This window comes from Aquabacter sp. DMC10, from assembly GCF_056314145.1.
The window spans coordinates 184,319-202,739 of the sequence record NZ_JBQUYX010000009.1; the positions used below are offsets into that span (position 1 = coordinate 184,319).

An 18,421-nucleotide genomic window follows, 5' to 3' on the forward strand; every position below is an offset into this window, starting at 1 on the left:
CGGCAGGACCCTGCCGCCCTCAGGTCAGATATTGTTCGCTGATGGCGGAGCCCAGCTTGTTGTTCTCTGAGATGAACTCGGAAATGAATTCATGCAAGCCGGTTTGGAAGACATCATCAATGCTGTGATTGGTGAGCTTGGCCTGGGTGGCCCGGGCGAGGCGCTGCGACGGCCCCTGCCGGCCATAGGCGCCGGCGATGTCGTCCAGCGAGCGGGTGAGATTTTCGTAGCAGGAGGCCAGCGAGCGGGGCATGGCGCGGTTCAGGATCAACAGATCCGCCACCAGCCACGGCTTGACGCTGTCGCGATAGACCCAGTGGAAGGCGGTGAGCGCCGAGACCGAGCGCAGGATGGACGCCCACTGGAAATAATCCAGCGGCCCGCCCACCCGCTCCTTATCGGGCAGCAGCACGTGATATTTCACGTCCAGGATGCGGGCGGTGTTGTCGGCGCGCTCCACATGGGTGCCGGTGCGGGCGAACCAATAGGCATCGTTGCGCAGCATGGACCGGTACATGGCGCCGTCGAAGCGCAGGGTTGCCTCCTTCACGAAGGCGAGGAAGCGCGTCAGCTCCTCCCGGCTCAGGGTCTTGTCGGGGAAGGCGCGCAGCTCGATCCAGGCGCCGTTGATGGCGTCCCACATGTCGGAGGTGAGCGCCGTGCGCACGGAGCGGGCATTGGTGCGCGCCACTTCCACGCAATTGCGGATGGAGGCCGGGTTTTCCGCGTCGAAGGCGAGGAAGGAGACCACCGCCTCCTCGGTCGCGTCCTCCAGCGGGCCGTGCTTGGCCACGAACAGTTCGGAGCAGCCGGCGGTCAGGATGGCCGAGCCCCACTCATTGGTGGACCCGCCATAGGAGACCGGCTGGTAGGACAGGCGCTGCGCCACGTCCAGGATGCGCGCGAGGCAGTCGGCGCGTTCCACATAACGGGTCAGCCAGTAGAGGTTGTCTGCGGTGCGGGAGAGCATGGTGGCACCATCTGGAAGGGGGCGGGAGGCGGCGCTTCGGGGCGCCGCGCGTTGGCGCGTCTTGGACGAGGACTAGGCGGCGAGGCCCCGATTACACATCGAGGACCCAGGTATCCTTGGTTCCGCCGCCCTGGCTGGAATTGACCACCAGCGAGCCTTCCTTCATGGCCACACGGGTGAGGCCGCCCGGCACGATGCGCACCTTGTCGCTGCCGGTGAGGATGAAGGGCCGCAGGTCCACATGGCGGGGGGCGACGCCCTCCTCCACCAGGGTCGGGCAGGTGGAGAGTGCCAGGGTGGGCTGGGCGATGAAATTGGCCGGATCGTGCTTGAGCTTGTTGCGGAAGACCTCGATCTGGGCCTTGTCGGCCTTGGGGCCCACCAGCATGCCGTAGCCGCCGGAGCCGTGCACTTCCTTCACCACCAGCTCAGGCAGGTGCTCGAGCACATATTTCAGGTGGTCGGGCTCGCGGCAGCGCCAGGTGGGCACGTTGGGGAGGATGGGTTCCTCGCCCAGATAGAAGCGGATGATGTCCGGCATGTAGCTGTAGACGGCCTTGTCGTCCGCCACCCCGGTGCCCACCGCATTGGTCAGCGTCACATTGCCGGCATGGTAGGCGCTCATGAGGCCGGGCACGCCCAGCACGCTGTCGGGGCGGAAGGCGAGCGGATCGAGGAAGTCGTCGTCCAGGCGACGATAAATCACGTCCACCCGCTTCGGCCCCTCGGTGGTGCGCATGTACACCACATTGTCCTTCACGAAGAGGTCGCGGCCTTCCACCAGATCGACGCCCAGCTTGTCGGCCAGGAAGGAGTGCTCGTAATAGGCGGAATTATAGATGCCGGGGGTGAGAATCACCACATTGGGCTCGTGGCTGCGATGGGGCGCCAGCGAGCGCAGGGTTGTCACCAGGTCGTCGGCATATTTGTCGACCGGGGCCACCTTGTGCATGGAGAACAATTCGGGGAACAGCCGCAGCATGATCTCCCGGTTTTCCAGCATGTAGGACACGCCGGACGGGGTGCGGGCATTGTCCTCCAGCACATAGAAGGTGGAGGGATCGGTGCGCACGATGTCGATGCCGGCAATGTGCACATAGATGTCGTGGGGCACCTTCTGGCCATTCATCTCGGGCCGGAAGGCGGGGTTCTGGTAGACGAGGTCCTCGGGAATGATGCCGGCGCGCAGCACGTCGCGCTTGCCGTACACGTCATTGATGTAGAGGTTCAGCGCCTTGGTGCGCTGCTCCAGGCCCTTGGCGAGGCCCGTCCATTCGTCGTGGGTGATGATGCGCGGGACGATGTCGAACGGGATCAGCCGTTCCTGGGAGTTCTGCTCGCCGTAAACGGCGAACGTGATGCCGATGCGGCGAAAGATGTACTCGGCTTCCTTTCGGCGCTGGTTGAGCACGTCATGGGGGACGGTGCTCAGCCATTTGCTCAAGGTCTCATAGGCCGGGCGGACGACGCCGTCGTCGCTGGACATCTCGTCGAAAGTACGCCGCATTTGGACTGCCACTCCGCTTGATTCCACCCTATGTACAAACATCGTGCCAAGGAAGACCCGGCACCCGCAAGGGTGGTGTCAGGGGAAAGACGGGGCACCAGGTGGTCAAAACGTGGGCAAAGGCGCGTTCGGTGCTTTTGTACCAAGCAGGAGGTCGGATCATGATGGCGGCAGAAGACAAGGAACCGGTCACCGCCGCGCTGTTGGTGATCGGCGACGAGATCCTTTCCGGCCGCACCAAGGACAAGAATATCGGCCATGTGGCCGAACGCCTCACCGAAGTGGGCGTGGACCTGAAGGAGGTCCGTGTGGTGCCGGACGAGGAGCCGGAGATCGTCGCCGCAGTGAACGCCCTGCGCGGGCGCTATGACTATGTCTTCACCACCGGCGGCATCGGGCCGACCCATGACGACATTACCGCGGACGCCATCGCGAAGGCCTTCGGCGTTTCCATCGACGTGGACCCGCGCGCCCGCGCCATGCTGCTGGAATATATCGCCGAGAAGGACCTCAACGAGGCCCGCCTGCGCATGGCCCGCATCCCCGATGGGGCGGACCTCGTCGTCAATTCCGTTTCCAAGGCGCCGGGCTTTCGCCTTGGCAATGTCTATGTGATGGCCGGCGTGCCGCGCATCATGCATGCCATGCTGGAAGCCATCATCCCGGAACTGCGCAAGGGCGCGCCCATGCTCTCGCGCACGGTGCTCGCCAATGCCAAGGAAGGCGACATCGCCGCCCCGCTGGGCGAGATCGCCAAGCGCTACCCGAAGGCGATCATCGGCTCTTATCCGTTCCTGGACGAGGCCGGCCGGCCCAACACCAACCTTGTGGTGCGCACCCGCGATGCCGCCCTCTTGGACGAAGTGGCGGGCGCGGTGGCGGCCATGGTCGCCCGCTGAGGGCATGGCTCGGGCGCGCTTCATTCGCGCGCCCGTATTGCGCTGAGGCGCCGCGCGCGCCACATCTAGAAGAGGCCGAACGTGCACCGCCGGGGGGCGGGCGGCGCGGGCGCCATCCCCATAGAGCCGGATGATGCAATCTGAGCGGATCGCGCTCGAGCCGGAGTGACCCCATGACGTCCATGAAGTTCGGCCATGGCCAACCCTATACCCGGCTCGAGGACCCCGCCCTTCTCACCGGCGCCGGCCGCTTCGTGGCGGATGCTGCCGCCAAGGTGAATGCCGCCTGCGCTTATGTGGTGCGCTCGCCTTATGCCCATGCCCGGTTCGAGATCACTGGCCGCGAGGCGGTGGCGGACATGCCGGGCGTGCGTCTGGTGATGACCGGCGAAGACGTGGCCGATTGCGGCAGCCTGCCGGTGGCCGCGGTCATTCCCGTGGTGGGCGAGGCCCGCCTGTGGAAGCCCGAGCACCCCATTCTCGCCCAGGGCGTCGTGCGCCATGTGGGCGAGCCCATCGCCTTCATCGTCGCCGATACGGCGGAGGCCGCCCGCGATGCCGGCGAGGCGCTGGAGATCGCATGGGAGCCCCTGCCCGCCATCGCGGACCTCGCCAGCGCCACCGCCGCCGATGCGCCGCAGGTCTGGTCGCAGCGGCCCGGCAATGTGGCCTTCACCAGCGAGATCGGCGATGAGGCGGCCACCGACGCCGCCTTTGCGGACGCCGCCCATGTGGTGCGCCTGCGCCTCGTCAACAACCGCGTCATCACCAATTATATGGAGACCCGCGGCGTCCTCGCCGAGGTGGAGGAGAGCGGCCGCGTGCGCCTGACGTTGGGCAGCCAGGGCAGCCATCTCCTGCGCAATGCGGTGGCCGACAAGATCCTGAAATGGCCGCGCGAGGAACTGCGCGTCGTCACCCCCGACGTGGGCGGCGGCTTCGGCACCAAGATGTTCCCCTTCCCGGAATATCCCCTGGCGGCGCTGGCCGCCCGCCAGTTGAACGCCCCGCTGGCCTGGATCGGCGACCGCAGCGAGCATTTCCAGGCCGACACCCAAGGCCGCGACAACATCACCGAGGCGGAACTCGCCCTCGACGCCAACGGCCGCTTCCTGGCGCTGCGGGTGAATACCGCAGCCAATATGGGTGCTTACCTCGCCTATTATGGCCCCTTCGTCCCGGTGGGCGGCGCCCGCATGCTGCCGGGGGTCTATGACATCAAGGCGGTGTTCGCCCGCATTCGCGGCATCTACACCCACACCGTGCCCGTGGACGCCTATCGCGGCGCCGGCCGGCCGGAAGCCGCCTATGTGATCGAGCGGCTGGTGGATGCCGCCGCCCGCCAGATCGGCCTGCCGCCCGAAGAATTGCGCCGGCGCAACTTCATCGCGCCGTCCGCCATGCCCTATGCCACCGCCACCGGCCGCCTTTATGACAGCGGCGAGTTCGACGGCCACATGACCCGCGCCCTGGAGCGCGCCGACCATGCCGGCTTTGCCGCCCGCGCGGAGGCCTCCAAAGCACGCGGTCTGCTGCGCGGCTTCGGCTTTGCCACCTATATCGAGGCCTGCGGCGGCGGCCTGCCCGAGCCCGCTTTCCTGCGCCTCGACAAGGATGGCGCCTTCACCTTGCGCATCGGCTCCCAGTCGTCCGGCCAGGGCCACAAGACCGCCTATGCGCATCTGGCCGCCGCCCATCTGAAGGTGCCGCTGGACCGGGTGCGGGTGCTCCAGGGCGACACCGACGACACGGCGGAAGGCCACGGCACCGGCGGCTCGCGCTCCATTCCGGTGGGCGGCGCGGCGGTGGCGGGCGCCGCCCGGCGCCTCGCCCAGAAGCTGCGAGAGCTAGGCGCCGACGCGCTTGAGGCCGATCCCGGCGACATCGAGCTGGTGGACGGCGGCGTGGAAGTGGCCGGCACCGACCGGCGCCTGGACTTCTCCGCCCTCGCCGCGCTGCCTGAAGCCAACGAGGACACCATCGCAGCCCAGGATGCCTTCGCCCCGCCGGAAGCCACCTATCCCAATGGCACCCATGCCTGCGAGGTGGAGATCGACCCGCTCACCGGCGAAGTGCGCGTGGTCTCCTATACGGTGGTGGATGATTTCGGCGCCGTGGTCACGCCGGCTTTGCTGGAAGGCCAGGTGCAGGGCGGCATCGCTCAAGGCCTCGGCCAGGCGCTGCTGGAGCGCACCGTCTTCGATGACGAGGGCCAGCTGCTGACCGCCTCCTTCATGGACTATGCCCTGCCCCGCGCCCAGGACATCCCGCCCATCCATTTCGAGACCCGCAACGTGCCCTGCGCCACCAATCCGCTGGGCGTGAAGGGCGCGGGCGAGGCCGGCACCATCGGCGCCTGCCCGGCGGTGATGAATGCGGTGGTGGATGCGCTTCATCGCGGATGCGGCATCGCGCATCTGGACATGCCCGCCACGCCGCTGGCGGTGCGGGAGGCCATTGCTGCGGCGGGCGTATCGCACTGACGCCGCTCCGCTCGCGCAAGCGTGAGCGGAAGCAAAGCGTTGCGACGCAGGGGCCGGCGGGTGCGACGCCCTCGGCTCGCGCAAGCGTGACGTTAGGGCACTAGCCCTGGATAGGACGCCTTTCATATAACGCTGCGTCATTTCAGACGGAGCATATAATGCGTCCCCTTTTCCTTGCTGCCCTTGTCCTGCCGTTTGTCGCGGTCTCTGCCGGCGCCCAGTCCGACCCGATCAAGGAGCGGCAGGCGATCATGAAGCAGATCGGCGACCAGACCGGCGCCGGAGCGGCCATGCTGAAGGGCGAGGCGCCCTTCGACACCACCAAGGCCGCTGCCATCTTCAAGACCTTCGCCGAGGGCGGCGCCAAGTTCGGCACGCTCTTCCCCGAAGGTTCCGACAAGGGCGACACCAAGGCCCTGCCGGCCGTGTGGAGCAAGCGCGCCGGCTTCGAGGCGGACCTGGCCGCCTTCAACAAGGCCGTGGCGGCGGGCGCCCACAACATCGCCACCGCCGACGGCTTCAAGAGCGCGTTTTCCGCCGTCGCCCAGACCTGCCGCACCTGCCACAGCACCTACAAGGCGCGCTGACGCGCCCCGCGCCACGGCACCGTCCGGGCGCGATGACGCCCTGTGTCACAGCGCCCGGACCCTTGCGCTCCGGGCGTTTGCAGCCCGGACCGGCCGGAGCGCGCCGCGCAGGGGGCTTGACCCTTCGCCCATCGCCTGCGATGCGAAAAGCCAAAGCAATCGCCGGAGGCCCCGATGAGCGACGCGCCCGCCTACGATCCCAACAACATCTTCGCCAAGATCCTGCGGGGCGAGCTGCCGGCCTTCAAGGTCTATGAGGACGAGAAGGCCTATGCCTTCCTCGACATCATGCCCCGCGCGCCCGGCCACACGCTGGTGATCCCCAAGGCCCCCGCCCGCAACATCCTGGACATCGACCCCGAGGACCTCGCCCACGTGGCCAAGGTCGCCCAGAAGGTCGCCCGCGCCGGCAAGGCGGTGTTCGCCGCCGATGGCGTCACCGTCCAGCAGTTCAACGAGGCCGCCGGCGGCCAAGTGGTGTTCCACCTGCATGTGCACGTGATTCCCCGCCATGAGGGCGTGCCCATGAAGCCCGCCGCCAGCATCAAGGAAGACATGGCCGTTCTGGCGGAGCATGCCGAGAAGCTGAAGGCGGCGCTGGCCCAGTGACGGGCAGCCGCACGCAGGGCCCGGACGGCCCCGCGAGCGCAGTTCCGGCCGCTGTGCGCGTCACCGCCCCGGCCCGGCTGCACCTCGGCTTCCTCGATCTTGGCGGCAGTCTCGGCCGGCGCTTCGGCTCCCTCGGCCTGACCCTGGACCGCCCCGTCACCACGGTTCATCTCGCGCCTGCCGAGATGGACGCCCTCGCCGGCCCCGACAGCGCGCGGGCGGGAAAGGCCCGCGACGCTGTGCGCGCCGCCACCGGCGCCTCCCGGCCGCTGGCCATCACCGTGGAAACCGCCCTCCCCGCCCATAATGGCCTCGGCTCCGGCACCCAGCTGGCGCTGGCGGTGGCCGCCGGCATGGCCCGCCTGGAAGGCCGCCCGGATGATCCGCGCGCCCTCGCCGGTGGATTGGGGCGCGGCCGGCGTTCGGCCATCGGCTTGGCCGCCTTCATGGCGGGGGGCGTGGTTCTCGATGGCGGCAAGCCAGTGGGCGGCGACACCGACGCCCCGCCCCCGGTCATCGCCCGCCTGCCGGTGCCGGACGATTGGCGCATTCTGCTCGTCACCGATACCGCGCGCGCCGGCCTTTCCGGCGAGGCGGAGACGCGGGCTATGGGCCGCCTGCCCCCTTTCCCTGAGTCGCTGGCCGCCCATCTGTGCCACCTCACCCTCATGCGTGCCTTGCCGGCGCTGGCGCAAGGCGAGGTGCAGGGATTCGGCGCGGCGGTGGGCGAGATCCAGCAGCATCTGGGCGACCATTATGCCGCGGCACAGGGGGGCGGGCGCTATTCCAGCCCGGACGTGGCCGAGGTGATGGAATTCCTTGCCGCCGAAGGGGTCGCGGGCATCGGCCAGAGTTCCTGGGGGCCCACTGGATTTGCCATTCTCGGCACGCCGGACCATGCGGAGGCGCTTTCATCCCGGCTGCGCAGCCGCTATGCTGGCAAAGCCAATCTTGGTTTTGATTGCGTGCGGGGAAACAACCGCGGCGCAGAAGTGGTGGACCTTTAGGACCGCACCCGCGATCCACGTCTCTCGCTCTGCCTCGCCACCCGCTGTCCCGTTGTTTCCCCAGCACGGAGCCGTACGGCCATGGCGGACGCCGCCCCCATCCTCCACCTCATCTCGCCCTTACCCCATGTCAGCCCGTTCGATGTGAACATGGCAGTGGATGCGGGCTATGTGCACCTTGCCCCCTATTCCCGCGTGGCGCTGGATGAGGTGCGCGACCTGGTGCAAGATATGATGTTCTCCCGCGCCCCCTCCGCCGCCGCCCGCACCGGGCTGTTCATCGGCGGCAAGGATGCGGGCCTTGCCCTCGACATGGCGGAGATCGCCCGCCAGTCCATCTTCCCGCCCTTCGAGATTTCCATCTTCCCGGACCCCGCCGGGTCCTTCACCACTGCCGCCGCCATGATCGCGCGGGTGGAACAGGCCCTCAAAGCCACCCGGCCCGAGGGTTTGCAGGGCGCGGCGGTGCAGGTCTATGGCGCCACGGGCGTGGTGGGCGGGGTCGCCGCCATCATCGCCGCCCGGGCGGGGGCCCATGTGACGCTGGTCAGCCATCGCGGCCTCGGGGCGGTGGAACTGAAGGCGCAGGAGTATGCCCGGCGCTTCGGCGTCACCCTCGCCTACGCGGAGGCCGCGGACGACACCCAGAAGTTCGCCTTGGTGCCGGAGGCAGAGGTCATTCTTGCCGCCGGCAAGGCGGGCGTTGAAATCCTTGGCGCCGCGCACCTGGCCGCCGCCGCGCGCCTGAAGGTGGCCGCCGACGTCAACGCCGTGCCCCCCGCCGGCATTGCCGGCATCGGCGCGCAGGACGCCGCCGCCCCGCTCCCCCATGGGGTGGGCATCGGGGCGCTGGCCATCGGCCAATTAAAGTATCAGGTGCAGCATCTTTTGCTGAAGCGCATGCGCGAGACCGAGCAGGCGCTGTACATCGGCCTCGACGAGGCCTTCGCCCTCGCCCGCGAGCTTACGGTGTAGCCCATGGATCTTGCCGTCATTGCCCTGTCCGCCCGCCCGCTGGCCGCCAGCGCGGCGCGCGCCGGCTTCTCGGCCCTTGCCCTCGATTTGTTCGCGGATCTCGACACCTGCGCCAATGCCAAGCGCTGCGTGCGCGTGCATAAGAAGGACGGCTTCGCCTTTGACGGTGACGATCTGATCCAGGCGCTGACCTCTCTCTCCCCGCCCGGCCTGCCGGTGGTGCTGGGGGGCGGGTTCGAGGATGATCCCGCGCTGATGACGCGCATCGGAGCGCGCAATCCCATTCTCGGCAACATGGCCGACACGGTGCGGGTCATGAAGGACCCGCTGGCGCTCGCCGCGCTGTGCGGGCACCTGAAGATCCCCTTCCCGCGCGTGACGCTCGCCGCCCCCGAGGGCGCGCTGGCAGACGTGCCGCTCCTGGAAAAGAAGATCGGCGGCGCCGGCGGCGGCCATATCCGGCGCCGGGCGCCGGGCGATGCCACCCCGCCCGCGTCGGGGTGCTACCTCCAGGAGGAGGTGGCGGGCGAGGCCCATTCGCTGCTGCTGCTGTCCTCCGGCCGGGAGGCCCTGGTGGTGGGCGCTTCGCGCCAATGGACGGACGGCGATGAGGCCCATCCCTTCCGCTTCGGCGGCGCCGCCGGCCCGGTGGCGCTGCCGGCCCGCTTCGACGCCGACATCCGCCGTGCCGCCATCACCGCCATCACCGCCTGCGGCCTGGTAGGGCTCGTCTCGGTGGATCTGCTGGTGGGCGTGGAGGGCTGGTGGCTCGTCGAGATCAATCCCCGCCCCGGCGCCAGCCTGGACATTTTCGACGTGGACCCCCTGCCCCCGCTCCTCGCCCTGCACCTGACCGCCTGCGGCGGCAAGCTGCCGAAAAGCCTGCCCGTGCCCGCCGATGCGGTGGCGGCGGCGGTGCTCTATGCGGACACCCCGGTGATGATCCCGCCCGGCGACTGGCCGGAGGGGGTCTATGACCGCACCGCCGCCGGCACCGTCATTCCCGCCGGCGGCCCCATCTGCACCGTCAAGGCCAAGGCGGGGACGGCGGACGCGGCGCGGCAGAAGCTGGCGGACCGCCTCGCCGCCGCCCGCGCCCATCTGGGCCTGCCGGCGCGCGGGTGAGGCGGACCATGACGCAGACTGCCACGCCCCTGCTGGCCTCTCGCGCCGCCCTTCTGGTGGACGCCCTCGCCGCCGATGCCCGCGCCCTTCGCCTGAAGGTCAGCGAGGGGCCGCTCGGCGCCCGCATCATCGATGCCGGCATCGCCGCGCCCGGCGGCCTGGAGGCGGGCAGGCGCGTCGCCGAGATCTGCCTGGGCGGCCTCGGCACCGTGGGCTTCGAGACCAGCCCGCTCTTCGATCCCTTCCCGACCCTAGTGAGCGTCGGCACCGGCGACCCGGTGCTCGCCTGCCTCGGCAGCCAATATGCGGGCTGGAAACTGGCGGCAGGCGACTTCTTCGCGCTCGGCTCCGGCCCCGGCCGGGCCACGGCGGCGGTGGAGCCGCTGTTCGCGGAACTGGGCCTGAAGGAAGCCGGGGAAAGCGTCGCGCTGGTGCTGGAGGCCAGCCAGGTGCCGCCGCCCGAGGTGGTGGTGGAAGTGGCGCGCGCCTGCGCGGTGGCGGCGGGACAGGTGACCTTCATCCTCACCCCCACGTCGAGCCTTGCCGGCGCGGTGCAGATCGCCGCCCGGGTGCTGGAAGTGGCGCTCCACAAGGCCCACGCGCTGCATTTCCCGCTGGAGCGCATCCTCGACGGGCGCGGCAGCGCGCCGGTGCCGCCGCCCGCGCCCGACTTCATCGCCGCCATGGGCCGCACCAATGATGCCACCCTCTATGGCGGGCAGGTGCATCTGTTCGTCACCGGGCCGCAGGACGAGGCGCGCCAATTGGCGGAAAGCCTGCCCAGCAGCACCTCGCGGGACTATGGCCAGCCGTTCGCCGAGACGTTTGCGGCCTGCGACTGCGACTTCTACCGCATCGATCCCATGCTGTTCTCCCCTGCCCGCGTCACCGTGACGGCGGTGGACCATGGCACCAGCTTTGCCGCCGGAGCGCTGGACCCCGCTTTGGTGGTGCGCTCCTTCGGCGGCTGACATGAGCGCCCCCGCGCCTGTCGCACTGTTCGCCGAAAAGCCGGACTGGCACACCGGCCGCCTGCTTGCGGCCCTGGAGGCGCAGGGGCGGCAGGGGCGCATCGTGCCCCTCTCCCGCTGCGGCTTCGCCATCGGCGAGAGTGTCCACGGCCTCATCCTGCCCGGCTTCGAGGACCAGCTTCCCGCCGCCGCCTTCGTGCGCACGGTGCCCAATGGCTCGACGGAGGAAATCACGCTGCGGCTCGGCGTGCTCCATGCGCTCGGTGCGCTGGGGGTGAAGGTGGTCAATTCCGCCCGCGCCATCGAGCGGTGCGTGGACAAGGCCATGACCTCCTTCCTCATCGCCCGCGCCGGCCTGCCCACCCCGCGCACCTTCGTGCTCCAGGACCGCGCCCCCGCCCAGGCGCTGCTGGATGCGGCGCCCGGCGACACCGTGCTCAAACCCCTGTTCGGCTCGCAGGGCCGCGGCCTCCTGCGCCTCTCCCCCCGCACCGACCTGCCGGAGGCCGAAGCGGTGGAGGGCGTGTTCTATCTCCAGGACTTCGTGCCCCGCGCCGACGGCCTCCATGCGGACTACCGCGTCTTCGTGGTGGGCGGGCATGCCGAGGCCGCCATGCGGCGGGTGAATGAGGACTGGATCACCAACATCCACCAGGGCGCCGAGGGCGAGCCGGTGCCCGCCACCGGCGCGCTGGCCGATCTGGCGGTGGCCGCCGCGCAAGCCGTGGGGGCTGAAGTGGCCGGCGTCGACCTCATCCGCGACCGGGACGGCGCCCTCCTGGTGCTGGAGGTCAATTCCATGCCCGCCTGGAACGGCCTTTTCGGCGCCACCGGGCGGGACATGGCCGCGCCCATCGCCGCCTTGCTGTGCGGCGTCGCCCAGCCGGCATGATCGCCCCCGACACGGCCGCGCGCCTGTTCGAGGCGGCCTGCCGGGCGGAGCTGGCCGCCCTGAAGCCGGGTAATGTGCATGTATATGCCCCCGGCCACGGCATGGAGGTGGCCCAGTTCGAGGCCGCCGCCACCGCCGCCGCCGGCCCCCTTTCGGTCGCGGGCGCGCCGGTGGGCGCACGCATCGAACAGGCCGTTGCGGCTTCGCTGGCGGTGGCCGGCTGCAACACCAATCTGGGCATCCTGCTGCTGTGCGCGCCCTTGCTGATGGCCGCCGAAGCCCCCGCCGACCGGCCGTTCCCCGAGCGAGTGGAGGCGGTGCTGGACGCCTTGACCCTGGAGGACGCCCAGGCCGTCTTCCGCGCCATCGCGGCGGCCAATCCCGGTGGCCTTGGCGATGCCGACGAGGATGTGCGCGCGCCCGCCCGCGTCCCGCTGCGGGCCGCCATGGCGGCGGCGGCCGATCGCGACCTCATCGCCCGGCAATATGCCGGCGGATTCGCGGAGGTGTTCACCCTCGGCGTGCCCGTGGCGGCGCCCCATCGGGGCGATCCGGCGCAGGCGGCGCAGGCGGTCTATCTGGCGTTTCTCCAGGCCTTTCCCGACAGCCATATCGGCCGCAAGTTCGGCGGCGCCACCGCGCAGGCGGTGCGGGAGGAGGCGCGGGCGGTGTGCACCGGCCTTGAGGGCCTCTCAGAGGCAGACCGCACGGCGCGTCTCCTGGCCTTCGATGCCGACCTGAAGGCCCGCGGCCTCAATCCGGGCACCAGTGCCGACTTGACCGTGGCCAGCCTGCTTGCGGACTCCCTCATGGCCCGTGAGGGGTGAGGGTGCCTTCAGCGAAAATCCGCCAGATCCGCCGCCGTGAGGGTGCCGTCATGAAGGGCAGTCGCCACCAGCACGCCGGCCGCGCCCGCCGCCGCCAGGGCGTCCAGGTCCGCCCGCCCGCGCACGCCGCCGGCGGCATAGATTTCAGTCTTTGGCGCACGGGCGCGCAGGGCCGCGATGCCGGCGAGGTCCGGCCCTTCGCCCGAGCCGACGCGGCCGAGCGTCATGGCGATGAGGCGGGACGGCCACAAGGCAGGGGTCTCGTGCACGGCGATCGGGCCGAGGGGACCATCGGCGGTGCGGTCCAGCGAGAGCACGAAATCGCGCCCGGCGAGGGCGGCGAGGGCATCGGCATGGGGGAGCGATTCACTGCCCACCACGGGCGTGCCGAGATCCGCCGCCCGGCGGGCCGCGAGGGCCTCAAGGCGCGCCTCAGCGGCATCCACCCACACATGGAGGGCGGGAAAGCGCGCCCGCACCGCCGCGACCACGGGGGCATTGTCGCCGCTGCCCGCGATGGCATCGAGATCGGCCACATAAAGGGTTCGGAACCCGCCGAGCGCCAGAAGCGCTTCTGTCAGGACCAGCGGGTCCGCCCCCTCGGCGAGGCGGGATTGAACGGGGCGGTAGAGATGGCGCATGCCCCGGCGGGCGTGCACCACCTGGCCTCCCTTCAGATCGATGACCGGGATAATCTGCATCGGCGGGTGTCCGAATCGGGAGGCAAGCGGAATGCGCGTGTTCGTCTGCGAGTTCGTGACAGCCGGCGGTCTCAGGGACAAGCCCCTGCCCGAGGATCTGCTGCCCGAAGGCACGCTGATGCGCGATGCGATCCTCGCCGATGTGTCCGCCCTTCCCGGCGTGCATCCCCTTCTTGCCGGGGATGATCGCCTGCCCCCGGCTGCCCTGCCTGCCGAGGCGATACCGGACGGCGCGGACCCCTGGGTCATCTGGGCGCGGCTGTGCGCGGAAAGCCATGTGGTCTGGCCCATCGCGCCGGAGACCGACGGGCTGCTGGCCCGCATGGTGGAAATGGCGCATGCGAGCGGCGCCCGCGTCATCGGCTGCACGCTGGAGGCCATTGCCCTCGCCTCCAGCAAGCTGAAGACCGCCGGCCGCCTGGAGGCCCATGGCCTGCCGGCCATTCCCACCTTCCCCGCCGCCACGGCGCCCCGCCGCCTCACCGGCTGCCGCCTCACCAAGCCTGACCAGGGCGCGGGCGCGGTGGACACGCGGGTGTGGGAGGCCGGCGCCGCCACGCCCACCGATGCGGGCCTAGTGGTGCAGCCGTTCGTGGAGGGCATGCCCGCCAGCCTCACCGTTCTGTGCCGGCCGGATGGTACGCGCCTGCTCGCCGCCAACCGCCAGCATGTGGCGGTCGTGGAAGGCCGCCTCAGCCTGACGGGCCTGACCGTGGGCGGCATCAGCGACACCGATGGGCGGCTGGCCGCCCTGGCGGAAGCCGTGGTGGCGGCGTTTCCGGGCCTGTCGGGCATCATCGGCATCGACATCCTGCTCACCGAAGCCGGGCCGGTGGTGGTGGAGGTCAATCCCCGCGTCACCACGGCCTATGCGGGCCTGCACGCCGCCATCGGCGTGAACCCCGCCGCCTTCCTGCCCGAGCTGATCCGCGACGGCGTTCCGCCCTCCCTGCCGCACTTGCCCAAGGCCCAGCCGGTCGAGGTGCGGGTGAGATGACCAAGGCGGCGCTCCTCGGCTGGGACGTGGGCGGCGCGCATTTGAAGCGCGCGGTCTTCGATGCTGCCGGCACCCTCCTGGACGTGGACCTTGCCCCCTGCGCACTCTGGCGCGGCCTCGCCGAACTGGACGGGGCGCTCGCCGGCTTCCCGCCCTTGCCCGGCCTGCCCTCGGCGGTGACCATGACCGGCGAGCTGGTGGATCTGTGGCCGGACCGGCAGGCGGGCGTCGCGGCGCTCACCGCCGCACTGGCGGCGCGGCTCGGGCCGCAGACGCGCTTCTATGCCGGGCCGCGCGGCTTCGTGAGCCTTGCCGGGGCCGTGGAGGCCGCGCCCTTCATCGCCTCCGCCAATTGGCACGCCACCGCCGCGGCGGTGGGGCGCATGGTGCCCGATGCGGTCCTCATCGACATGGGCTCCACCACCACGGACATCATTCCCGTGCGCGGCGGCGGCGTGGCCGCCCGGGGCTTTTCCGATGCCGAGCGGCTGGTGACGCGGGAGCTGGTCTATACGGGCCTTGCCCGCACGCCGGTCATGGCGCTCGCGCGCACCTTGCCCTTCCGGGGCGAGGAGGTGCCGCTGATGGCGGAATATTTCGCCACCAGCGCCGACATTCATCGCCTCACCGGCGCCTTGCCGGAGGGGGCCGACCTCCACGCCGCCGCCGACAATGGCGTGAAGACCGAGGAAGCCAGCGCCCGCCGCCTGCTGCGCATGGTGGGGCGTGACCTTATCGCAGATGATCCCGGCAGCCCCTGGGGCGCCAGTCTCGACGAGGCCCGCGCGCTGGCCGCTGCGGCGAGCGAAGCGCAGATGTGCAGCCTCATCCAGGCGCTTGCCTGCGTGCGCTCCGCCGCCCGCCTGCCGGCCGCCGCCCCGGTGGTGGGGGCAGGCGTCGGGCGCGGCTTTGTGGCGCGGTTGGCGGCGCGGCTGGATCGGCCCTATTTGAACCTCGCCCCGCTGCTTTGCGAGGATGAGGCGCGCGCCGTCCGGGCCGCCGATTGCGCCCCGGCGGTGGCCGTGGGCCGCCTCGCCCTTTCCGCCGCCGATGCCTTCCTCCTGACCGCGTGACGCATCATGATCGAGCCTTCCTCCCCCGCCCTCGACCTGCCCGCCGCCGACGCCCAGGCGCTGCCCGGCCCCTCCCGCAGCGACCGGGTGTTCCTGCGCGCCTTGCCCTTCTTCGCCCGCCATGGGGTCCATGAGGCCGAGCAGGAGCTGGGCCAGCGCTTCGTCGTGGATGCGGACTGGTGGCTCGACACCCGCCCCGCCGCCTGGGCGGATGATGCGGGGCTCACCGTCTCCTATCAGGACGTCTACGGCCATATCCGCGCGGTGGTGGAGGACGAGCCCGTCCATCTCATCGAGACGCTGGCCGAGCGCATCGCCACCCGCCTGCTCGACCATTTCCCCGCCATCGAGCAGGTGCGCGTGGTGGTTCACAAGCCCGGCGCGCCCATCACCGGGGTGTTCGGGGACGTGGGCGTGGAGATCTTCCGCACCCGCTGAGGGTTCAATGCTCGGAGAGCAGGCGCAGCCCCACGATGCCCACCACGATGCAGGCGATGCAGGCAAGGCGGGGCAAGGTCGCCGGCTCGTGATAGGCGAGAATGCCCACCACCGCCGTGCCCACCGTGCCGATGCCCGCCCAAACCCCATAAGCCGTGCCCACCGGCAAGGTCTTGATGGCGAAGTTCAGCATGATGAGGCTGAGCACGATGAGGGCGACCGTGATGACGCTCGCCAGCGGCTTGGTGAAGCCTTCGGAGTGCTTCATGGAGATGGCCCAGCCGATCTCCAGCAGGCCGGCGAGAAACAGGATGATCCAGCTCATTCCGCAATTTTTCCCAGCAAGAAATATCTTGTCGATGCAATAAACGCGAGCCGGAGCAGCGAGGCAAGCTGGCGTGCCATGCCGCTGACGCGGGGGCGGTGGCGGTGCGTCACCCTCGACGCGCCCCGCGCCTTCAGCCATAAGGGCGCCGTCGACTGATGCGGCAACAGGAGAGACACGTGAGCCAAGCGGTGACCCTCGACAGCTATCTGGCCACCTGGGCGGCGGGCGATTCCCAAAGGAGCGCGGTCGCCGAGGCGGTAAAGAGCATTGCGCGGGCGGGGATCACCATTGCCGACCTCGTGGCGCAGGGGCCGCTGGCCGACCATTTCGCCAAGGTGCGCGGCGACGAGGCCAATGCCGGCGGCGACACCCAGAAGGAACTGGACGTGATCGCCGAGGAGACCATCCTGGACGCGCTGAAGCACGCGCCGGTGGCCTATCTCGGCTCCGAGGAAAGCGAGACCGCCATTCCGGTGGTCGAGGGCGGTTCCCTGGTGGTTTCCGTGGACCCGCTGGACGGCTCGTCCAACATCGACACCAACGTCTCCATCGGCACCATCTATTCCATCCTGCCCTATGACGCCGCGACCTTCCCCGATCCGACCGCCGCGCTGATGCAGAAGGGCTCGGCGCAGGTGGCGGCCGGCTTCCTGGTCTATGGTCCCTCCACCGTGCTGGTCTCAACCGTGGGCGAGGGCACGCAGGTGTTCGCCTATGACCGGGCGAGCGGCACCTTCATCCTGGCCCGCGCGGCAGTGGAGATCCCGGCCGAGACCAAGGAATACGGCGTCAACCAGTCCAATGTCCGCCACTGGGCGGCGCCCATGCAGGCCTATCTCGCCGATTGCCTCGCCGGCAAGGACGGCCCCCGGGGGAAGGACTTCAACATGCGCTGGGTCGGCTCCATGGTGGCCGATGCCTTCCGCATCTTCACGCGCGGCGGCGTCTATATCTATCCGGGCGACAGCCGGAAGGGCTATGCCGAAGGCCGCCTGCGCCTGATCTACGAGGCCAATCCCGTCGCCTTCCTCACCGAGCAGGCCAAGGGCGCCGCCACCGACGGCCAGACCCGCATCCTGGACATCGTCCCCGCCAAGCTGCACCAGCGCATTCCGCTGGTGTTCGGCTCGCGCGAGGAAGTGGCCAAGATCGCCTCCTATTACTGATCTCAAGGCGCGGGCGCCCTGGCGCGCGCGGGAAGCGACCATGGCGCCGCCGGGTGCGGCGCCCTACATGACACACGGGCCGCCGCCCGCCGGAGTGACCATCATGACCTTGCCGCTGATCGCCCCGTCCATCCTGGCCTCGGACTTCTCCCGGCTTGGCGAGGAGGTGCGCGACGTGGCGGCGGCGGGCGCCGACTATATCCATCTCGACGTGATGGACGGCCATTTCGTGCCCAACATCACCTTCGGCCCGGACATCATCAAGGCGCTGCGCCGGCACACCGACAAGGTGTTCGACGTGCACCTGATGATCTCCCCCGTGGAGCCCTATCTGGAGGCCTTCGCGGCGGCGGGGGCCGACATCATCACCGTGCAGGCGGAAGCGACCGTCCATCTGGACCGCTGCCTCCAGGTGATTCGGGGCCTCGGCAAGAAAGCGGGCGTGGCGCTGAACCCGGCCACCTCCGAGACCGCCCTCACCTATCTCCTCGACAAGATCGACCTCGTCTGCGTGATGAGCGTCAATCCCGGCTTCGGCGGCCAGGCTTTCATCCCCGACGTGCTGCCCAAGATCGAGCGCATCCGCGACATGATCCGCGGCCGCGACATCCGCCTGGAAGTGGATGGCGGCGTGAACCCGCAGACCGGCGCGCTCTGCGCCCGCGCGGGTGCCGACGTGCTGGTGGCCGGCTCTGCCGTCTTCAAGGGCGGCATCGAGGGCTATCGCACCAACATCGCCGCCATCCGCAATGAGGCCGCCAGCGCGCTGGGGCTTGTGGCCTGACGCTGCGCGCCTGAGGATGGCGGGCGGAGCGTTTTGCGACGGCGCTTGACGCCGAATTAAAAAAACGTTCGATTGTTTCCTG

Annotated in this window: 19 protein-coding genes; 15 read left to right on the forward strand and 4 right to left on the reverse strand. The window is 69.9% G+C overall.

From position 1 onward, the window contains the following. Positions 1-19 precede the first annotated feature (19 nt). On the reverse strand, positions 20-970 hold the full coding sequence (locus ACT54L_RS22005) for an alpha-E domain-containing protein (RefSeq protein WP_476087781.1): 951 nt from the start codon (positions 968-970) through the stop codon (positions 20-22). Between the two features lie 91 nt (positions 971-1,061). Then, positions 1,062-2,477 carry a circularly permuted type 2 ATP-grasp protein gene (locus ACT54L_RS22010; RefSeq protein WP_476087782.1) on the reverse strand — a complete coding sequence of 472 codons (1,416 nt, stop codon included), beginning with the start codon at positions 2,475-2,477 and terminating at the stop codon, positions 1,062-1,064. Between the two features lie 161 nt (positions 2,478-2,638). On the opposite strand from ACT54L_RS22010, the gene ACT54L_RS22015 reads away from it, so the two are divergent. From ACT54L_RS22015 to ACT54L_RS22060, 10 genes are all read left to right on the forward strand, one after another. Beyond that, positions 2,639-3,376 carry a competence/damage-inducible protein A gene (locus tag ACT54L_RS22015; protein ID WP_476087783.1) on the forward strand — a complete coding sequence of 246 codons (738 nt, stop codon included), beginning with the start codon at positions 2,639-2,641 and terminating at the stop codon, positions 3,374-3,376. A 173-nt stretch (positions 3,377-3,549) separates the two neighbouring features. Continuing rightward, positions 3,550-5,859, forward strand: a complete 2,310-nt coding sequence (locus ACT54L_RS22020) for a xanthine dehydrogenase family protein molybdopterin-binding subunit (protein WP_476087784.1) — start codon at positions 3,550-3,552, stop codon at positions 5,857-5,859. A gap of 158 nt (positions 5,860-6,017) precedes the next feature. Beyond that, a complete protein-coding gene (locus tag ACT54L_RS22025; RefSeq protein WP_476087785.1) occupies positions 6,018-6,446 on the forward strand; it encodes a c-type cytochrome in 429 nt (142 codons plus the stop codon). A 174-nt stretch (positions 6,447-6,620) separates the two neighbouring features. Next, the gene (locus tag ACT54L_RS22030) at positions 6,621-7,055 is read left to right on the forward strand and encodes an HIT family protein (protein ID WP_476087786.1); all 435 of its coding nucleotides are present in this window, start codon (positions 6,621-6,623) and stop codon (positions 7,053-7,055) included. Further along, on the forward strand, positions 7,052-8,062 hold the full coding sequence (locus tag ACT54L_RS22035; RefSeq protein ID WP_476087787.1) for a beta-ribofuranosylaminobenzene 5'-phosphate synthase family protein: 1,011 nt from the start codon (positions 7,052-7,054) through the stop codon (positions 8,060-8,062). The genes ACT54L_RS22030 and ACT54L_RS22035 overlap by 4 nt, the downstream gene beginning before the upstream one ends. A gap of 81 nt (positions 8,063-8,143) precedes the next feature. Continuing rightward, the gene (locus ACT54L_RS22040; protein WP_476087788.1) at positions 8,144-9,037 is read left to right on the forward strand and encodes an NAD(P)-dependent methylenetetrahydromethanopterin dehydrogenase; all 894 of its coding nucleotides are present in this window, start codon (positions 8,144-8,146) and stop codon (positions 9,035-9,037) included. A gap of 3 nt (positions 9,038-9,040) precedes the next feature. Next, positions 9,041-10,162, forward strand: a complete 1,122-nt coding sequence (locus ACT54L_RS22045; RefSeq protein WP_476087789.1) for an ATP-grasp domain-containing protein — start codon at positions 9,041-9,043, stop codon at positions 10,160-10,162. Positions 10,163-10,170: 8 nt separating this feature from the next. Beyond that, complete coding sequence (gene mch / locus ACT54L_RS22050; RefSeq protein ID WP_476087790.1) at positions 10,171-11,133, forward strand: methenyltetrahydromethanopterin cyclohydrolase; 963 nt, start codon at positions 10,171-10,173, stop codon at positions 11,131-11,133. 1 nt (position 11,134) lies between these two features. Continuing rightward, on the forward strand, positions 11,135-12,025 hold the full coding sequence (locus ACT54L_RS22055; RefSeq protein ID WP_476087791.1) for a RimK family alpha-L-glutamate ligase: 891 nt from the start codon (positions 11,135-11,137) through the stop codon (positions 12,023-12,025). Further along, positions 12,022-12,852 carry a triphosphoribosyl-dephospho-CoA synthase gene (locus ACT54L_RS22060; protein WP_476087792.1) on the forward strand — a complete coding sequence of 277 codons (831 nt, stop codon included), beginning with the start codon at positions 12,022-12,024 and terminating at the stop codon, positions 12,850-12,852. The genes ACT54L_RS22055 and ACT54L_RS22060 overlap by 4 nt, the downstream gene beginning before the upstream one ends. 8 nt (positions 12,853-12,860) lie before the next feature. On the opposite strand, the gene ACT54L_RS22065 is transcribed toward ACT54L_RS22060, so the two are convergent. Continuing rightward, positions 12,861-13,553 (reverse strand): HisA/HisF-related TIM barrel protein, encoded by a 693-nt coding sequence (locus ACT54L_RS22065; RefSeq protein WP_476087793.1) that lies wholly within the window; start codon positions 13,551-13,553, stop codon positions 12,861-12,863. Between the two features lie 31 nt (positions 13,554-13,584). On the opposite strand from ACT54L_RS22065, the gene ACT54L_RS22070 reads away from it, so the two are divergent. From ACT54L_RS22070 to folB, 3 genes are read left to right on the forward strand one after another with little or no spacing between them, the layout of a single operon-like run. Next, entirely contained in the window at positions 13,585-14,550 is a 966-nt protein-coding gene (locus tag ACT54L_RS22070; RefSeq protein ID WP_476087794.1) for an ATP-grasp domain-containing protein, read from the forward strand. Next, the gene (locus ACT54L_RS22075) at positions 14,547-15,623 is read left to right on the forward strand and encodes a hydantoinase/oxoprolinase family protein (protein WP_476087795.1); all 1,077 of its coding nucleotides are present in this window, start codon (positions 14,547-14,549) and stop codon (positions 15,621-15,623) included. The genes ACT54L_RS22070 and ACT54L_RS22075 overlap by 4 nt, the downstream gene beginning before the upstream one ends. Before the next feature lie 6 nt (positions 15,624-15,629). Beyond that, positions 15,630-16,061, forward strand: a complete 432-nt coding sequence (gene folB / locus ACT54L_RS22080) for a dihydroneopterin aldolase (RefSeq protein WP_476087796.1) — start codon at positions 15,630-15,632, stop codon at positions 16,059-16,061. Between the two features lie 4 nt (positions 16,062-16,065). On the opposite strand, the gene ACT54L_RS22085 is transcribed toward folB, so the two are convergent. After that, a complete protein-coding gene (locus tag ACT54L_RS22085) occupies positions 16,066-16,386 on the reverse strand; it encodes a DMT family transporter (RefSeq protein ID WP_476087797.1) in 321 nt (106 codons plus the stop codon). A gap of 179 nt (positions 16,387-16,565) precedes the next feature. On the opposite strand from ACT54L_RS22085, the gene ACT54L_RS22090 reads away from it, so the two are divergent. Both ACT54L_RS22090 and rpe read left to right on the forward strand, forming a co-directional pair. Next, complete coding sequence (locus ACT54L_RS22090; RefSeq protein WP_476087798.1) at positions 16,566-17,555, forward strand: class 1 fructose-bisphosphatase; 990 nt, start codon at positions 16,566-16,568, stop codon at positions 17,553-17,555. Positions 17,556-17,658: 103 nt separating this feature from the next. Continuing rightward, positions 17,659-18,339, forward strand: a complete 681-nt coding sequence (gene rpe / locus ACT54L_RS22095) for a ribulose-phosphate 3-epimerase (protein WP_476087920.1) — start codon at positions 17,659-17,661, stop codon at positions 18,337-18,339. The last annotated feature ends 82 nt before the right edge of the window (positions 18,340-18,421 follow it).

Bases quoted from the DNA above. Each gene is read 5' to 3' on its own strand.
- ACT54L_RS22010 (WP_476087782.1), bottom strand. From the start codon at position 2,477: ATGCGGCGTACTTTCGACGAGATGTCCAGCGACGACGGCGTCGTCCGC.
- ACT54L_RS22015 (WP_476087783.1), top strand. From the start codon at position 2,639: ATGATGGCGGCAGAAGACAAGGAACCGGTCACCGCCGCGCTGTTGGTG.
- ACT54L_RS22075 (WP_476087795.1), top strand. From the start codon at position 14,547: ATGACCAAGGCGGCGCTCCTCGGCTGGGACGTGGGCGGCGCGCATTTG.
- rpe (WP_476087920.1), top strand. From the start codon at position 17,659: ATGACCTTGCCGCTGATCGCCCCGTCCATCCTGGCCTCGGACTTCTCC.
- ACT54L_RS22085 (WP_476087797.1), bottom strand. From the start codon at position 16,386: ATGAGCTGGATCATCCTGTTTCTCGCCGGCCTGCTGGAGATCGGCTGG.
- ACT54L_RS22005 (WP_476087781.1), bottom strand. From the start codon at position 970: ATGCTCTCCCGCACCGCAGACAACCTCTACTGGCTGACCCGTTATGTG.
- folB (WP_476087796.1), top strand. From the start codon at position 15,630: ATGATCGAGCCTTCCTCCCCCGCCCTCGACCTGCCCGCCGCCGACGCC.
- ACT54L_RS22045 (WP_476087789.1), top strand. From the start codon at position 9,041: ATGGATCTTGCCGTCATTGCCCTGTCCGCCCGCCCGCTGGCCGCCAGC.
- mch (WP_476087790.1), top strand. From the start codon at position 10,171: ATGACGCAGACTGCCACGCCCCTGCTGGCCTCTCGCGCCGCCCTTCTG.
- ACT54L_RS22020 (WP_476087784.1), top strand. From the start codon at position 3,550: ATGACGTCCATGAAGTTCGGCCATGGCCAACCCTATACCCGGCTCGAG.
- ACT54L_RS22060 (WP_476087792.1), top strand. From the start codon at position 12,022: ATGATCGCCCCCGACACGGCCGCGCGCCTGTTCGAGGCGGCCTGCCGG.
- ACT54L_RS22055 (WP_476087791.1), top strand. From the start codon at position 11,135: ATGAGCGCCCCCGCGCCTGTCGCACTGTTCGCCGAAAAGCCGGACTGG.
- ACT54L_RS22040 (WP_476087788.1), top strand. From the start codon at position 8,144: ATGGCGGACGCCGCCCCCATCCTCCACCTCATCTCGCCCTTACCCCAT.
- ACT54L_RS22030 (WP_476087786.1), top strand. From the start codon at position 6,621: ATGAGCGACGCGCCCGCCTACGATCCCAACAACATCTTCGCCAAGATC.
- ACT54L_RS22025 (WP_476087785.1), top strand. From the start codon at position 6,018: ATGCGTCCCCTTTTCCTTGCTGCCCTTGTCCTGCCGTTTGTCGCGGTC.
- ACT54L_RS22065 (WP_476087793.1), bottom strand. From the start codon at position 13,553: ATGCAGATTATCCCGGTCATCGATCTGAAGGGAGGCCAGGTGGTGCAC.
- ACT54L_RS22070 (WP_476087794.1), top strand. From the start codon at position 13,585: ATGCGCGTGTTCGTCTGCGAGTTCGTGACAGCCGGCGGTCTCAGGGAC.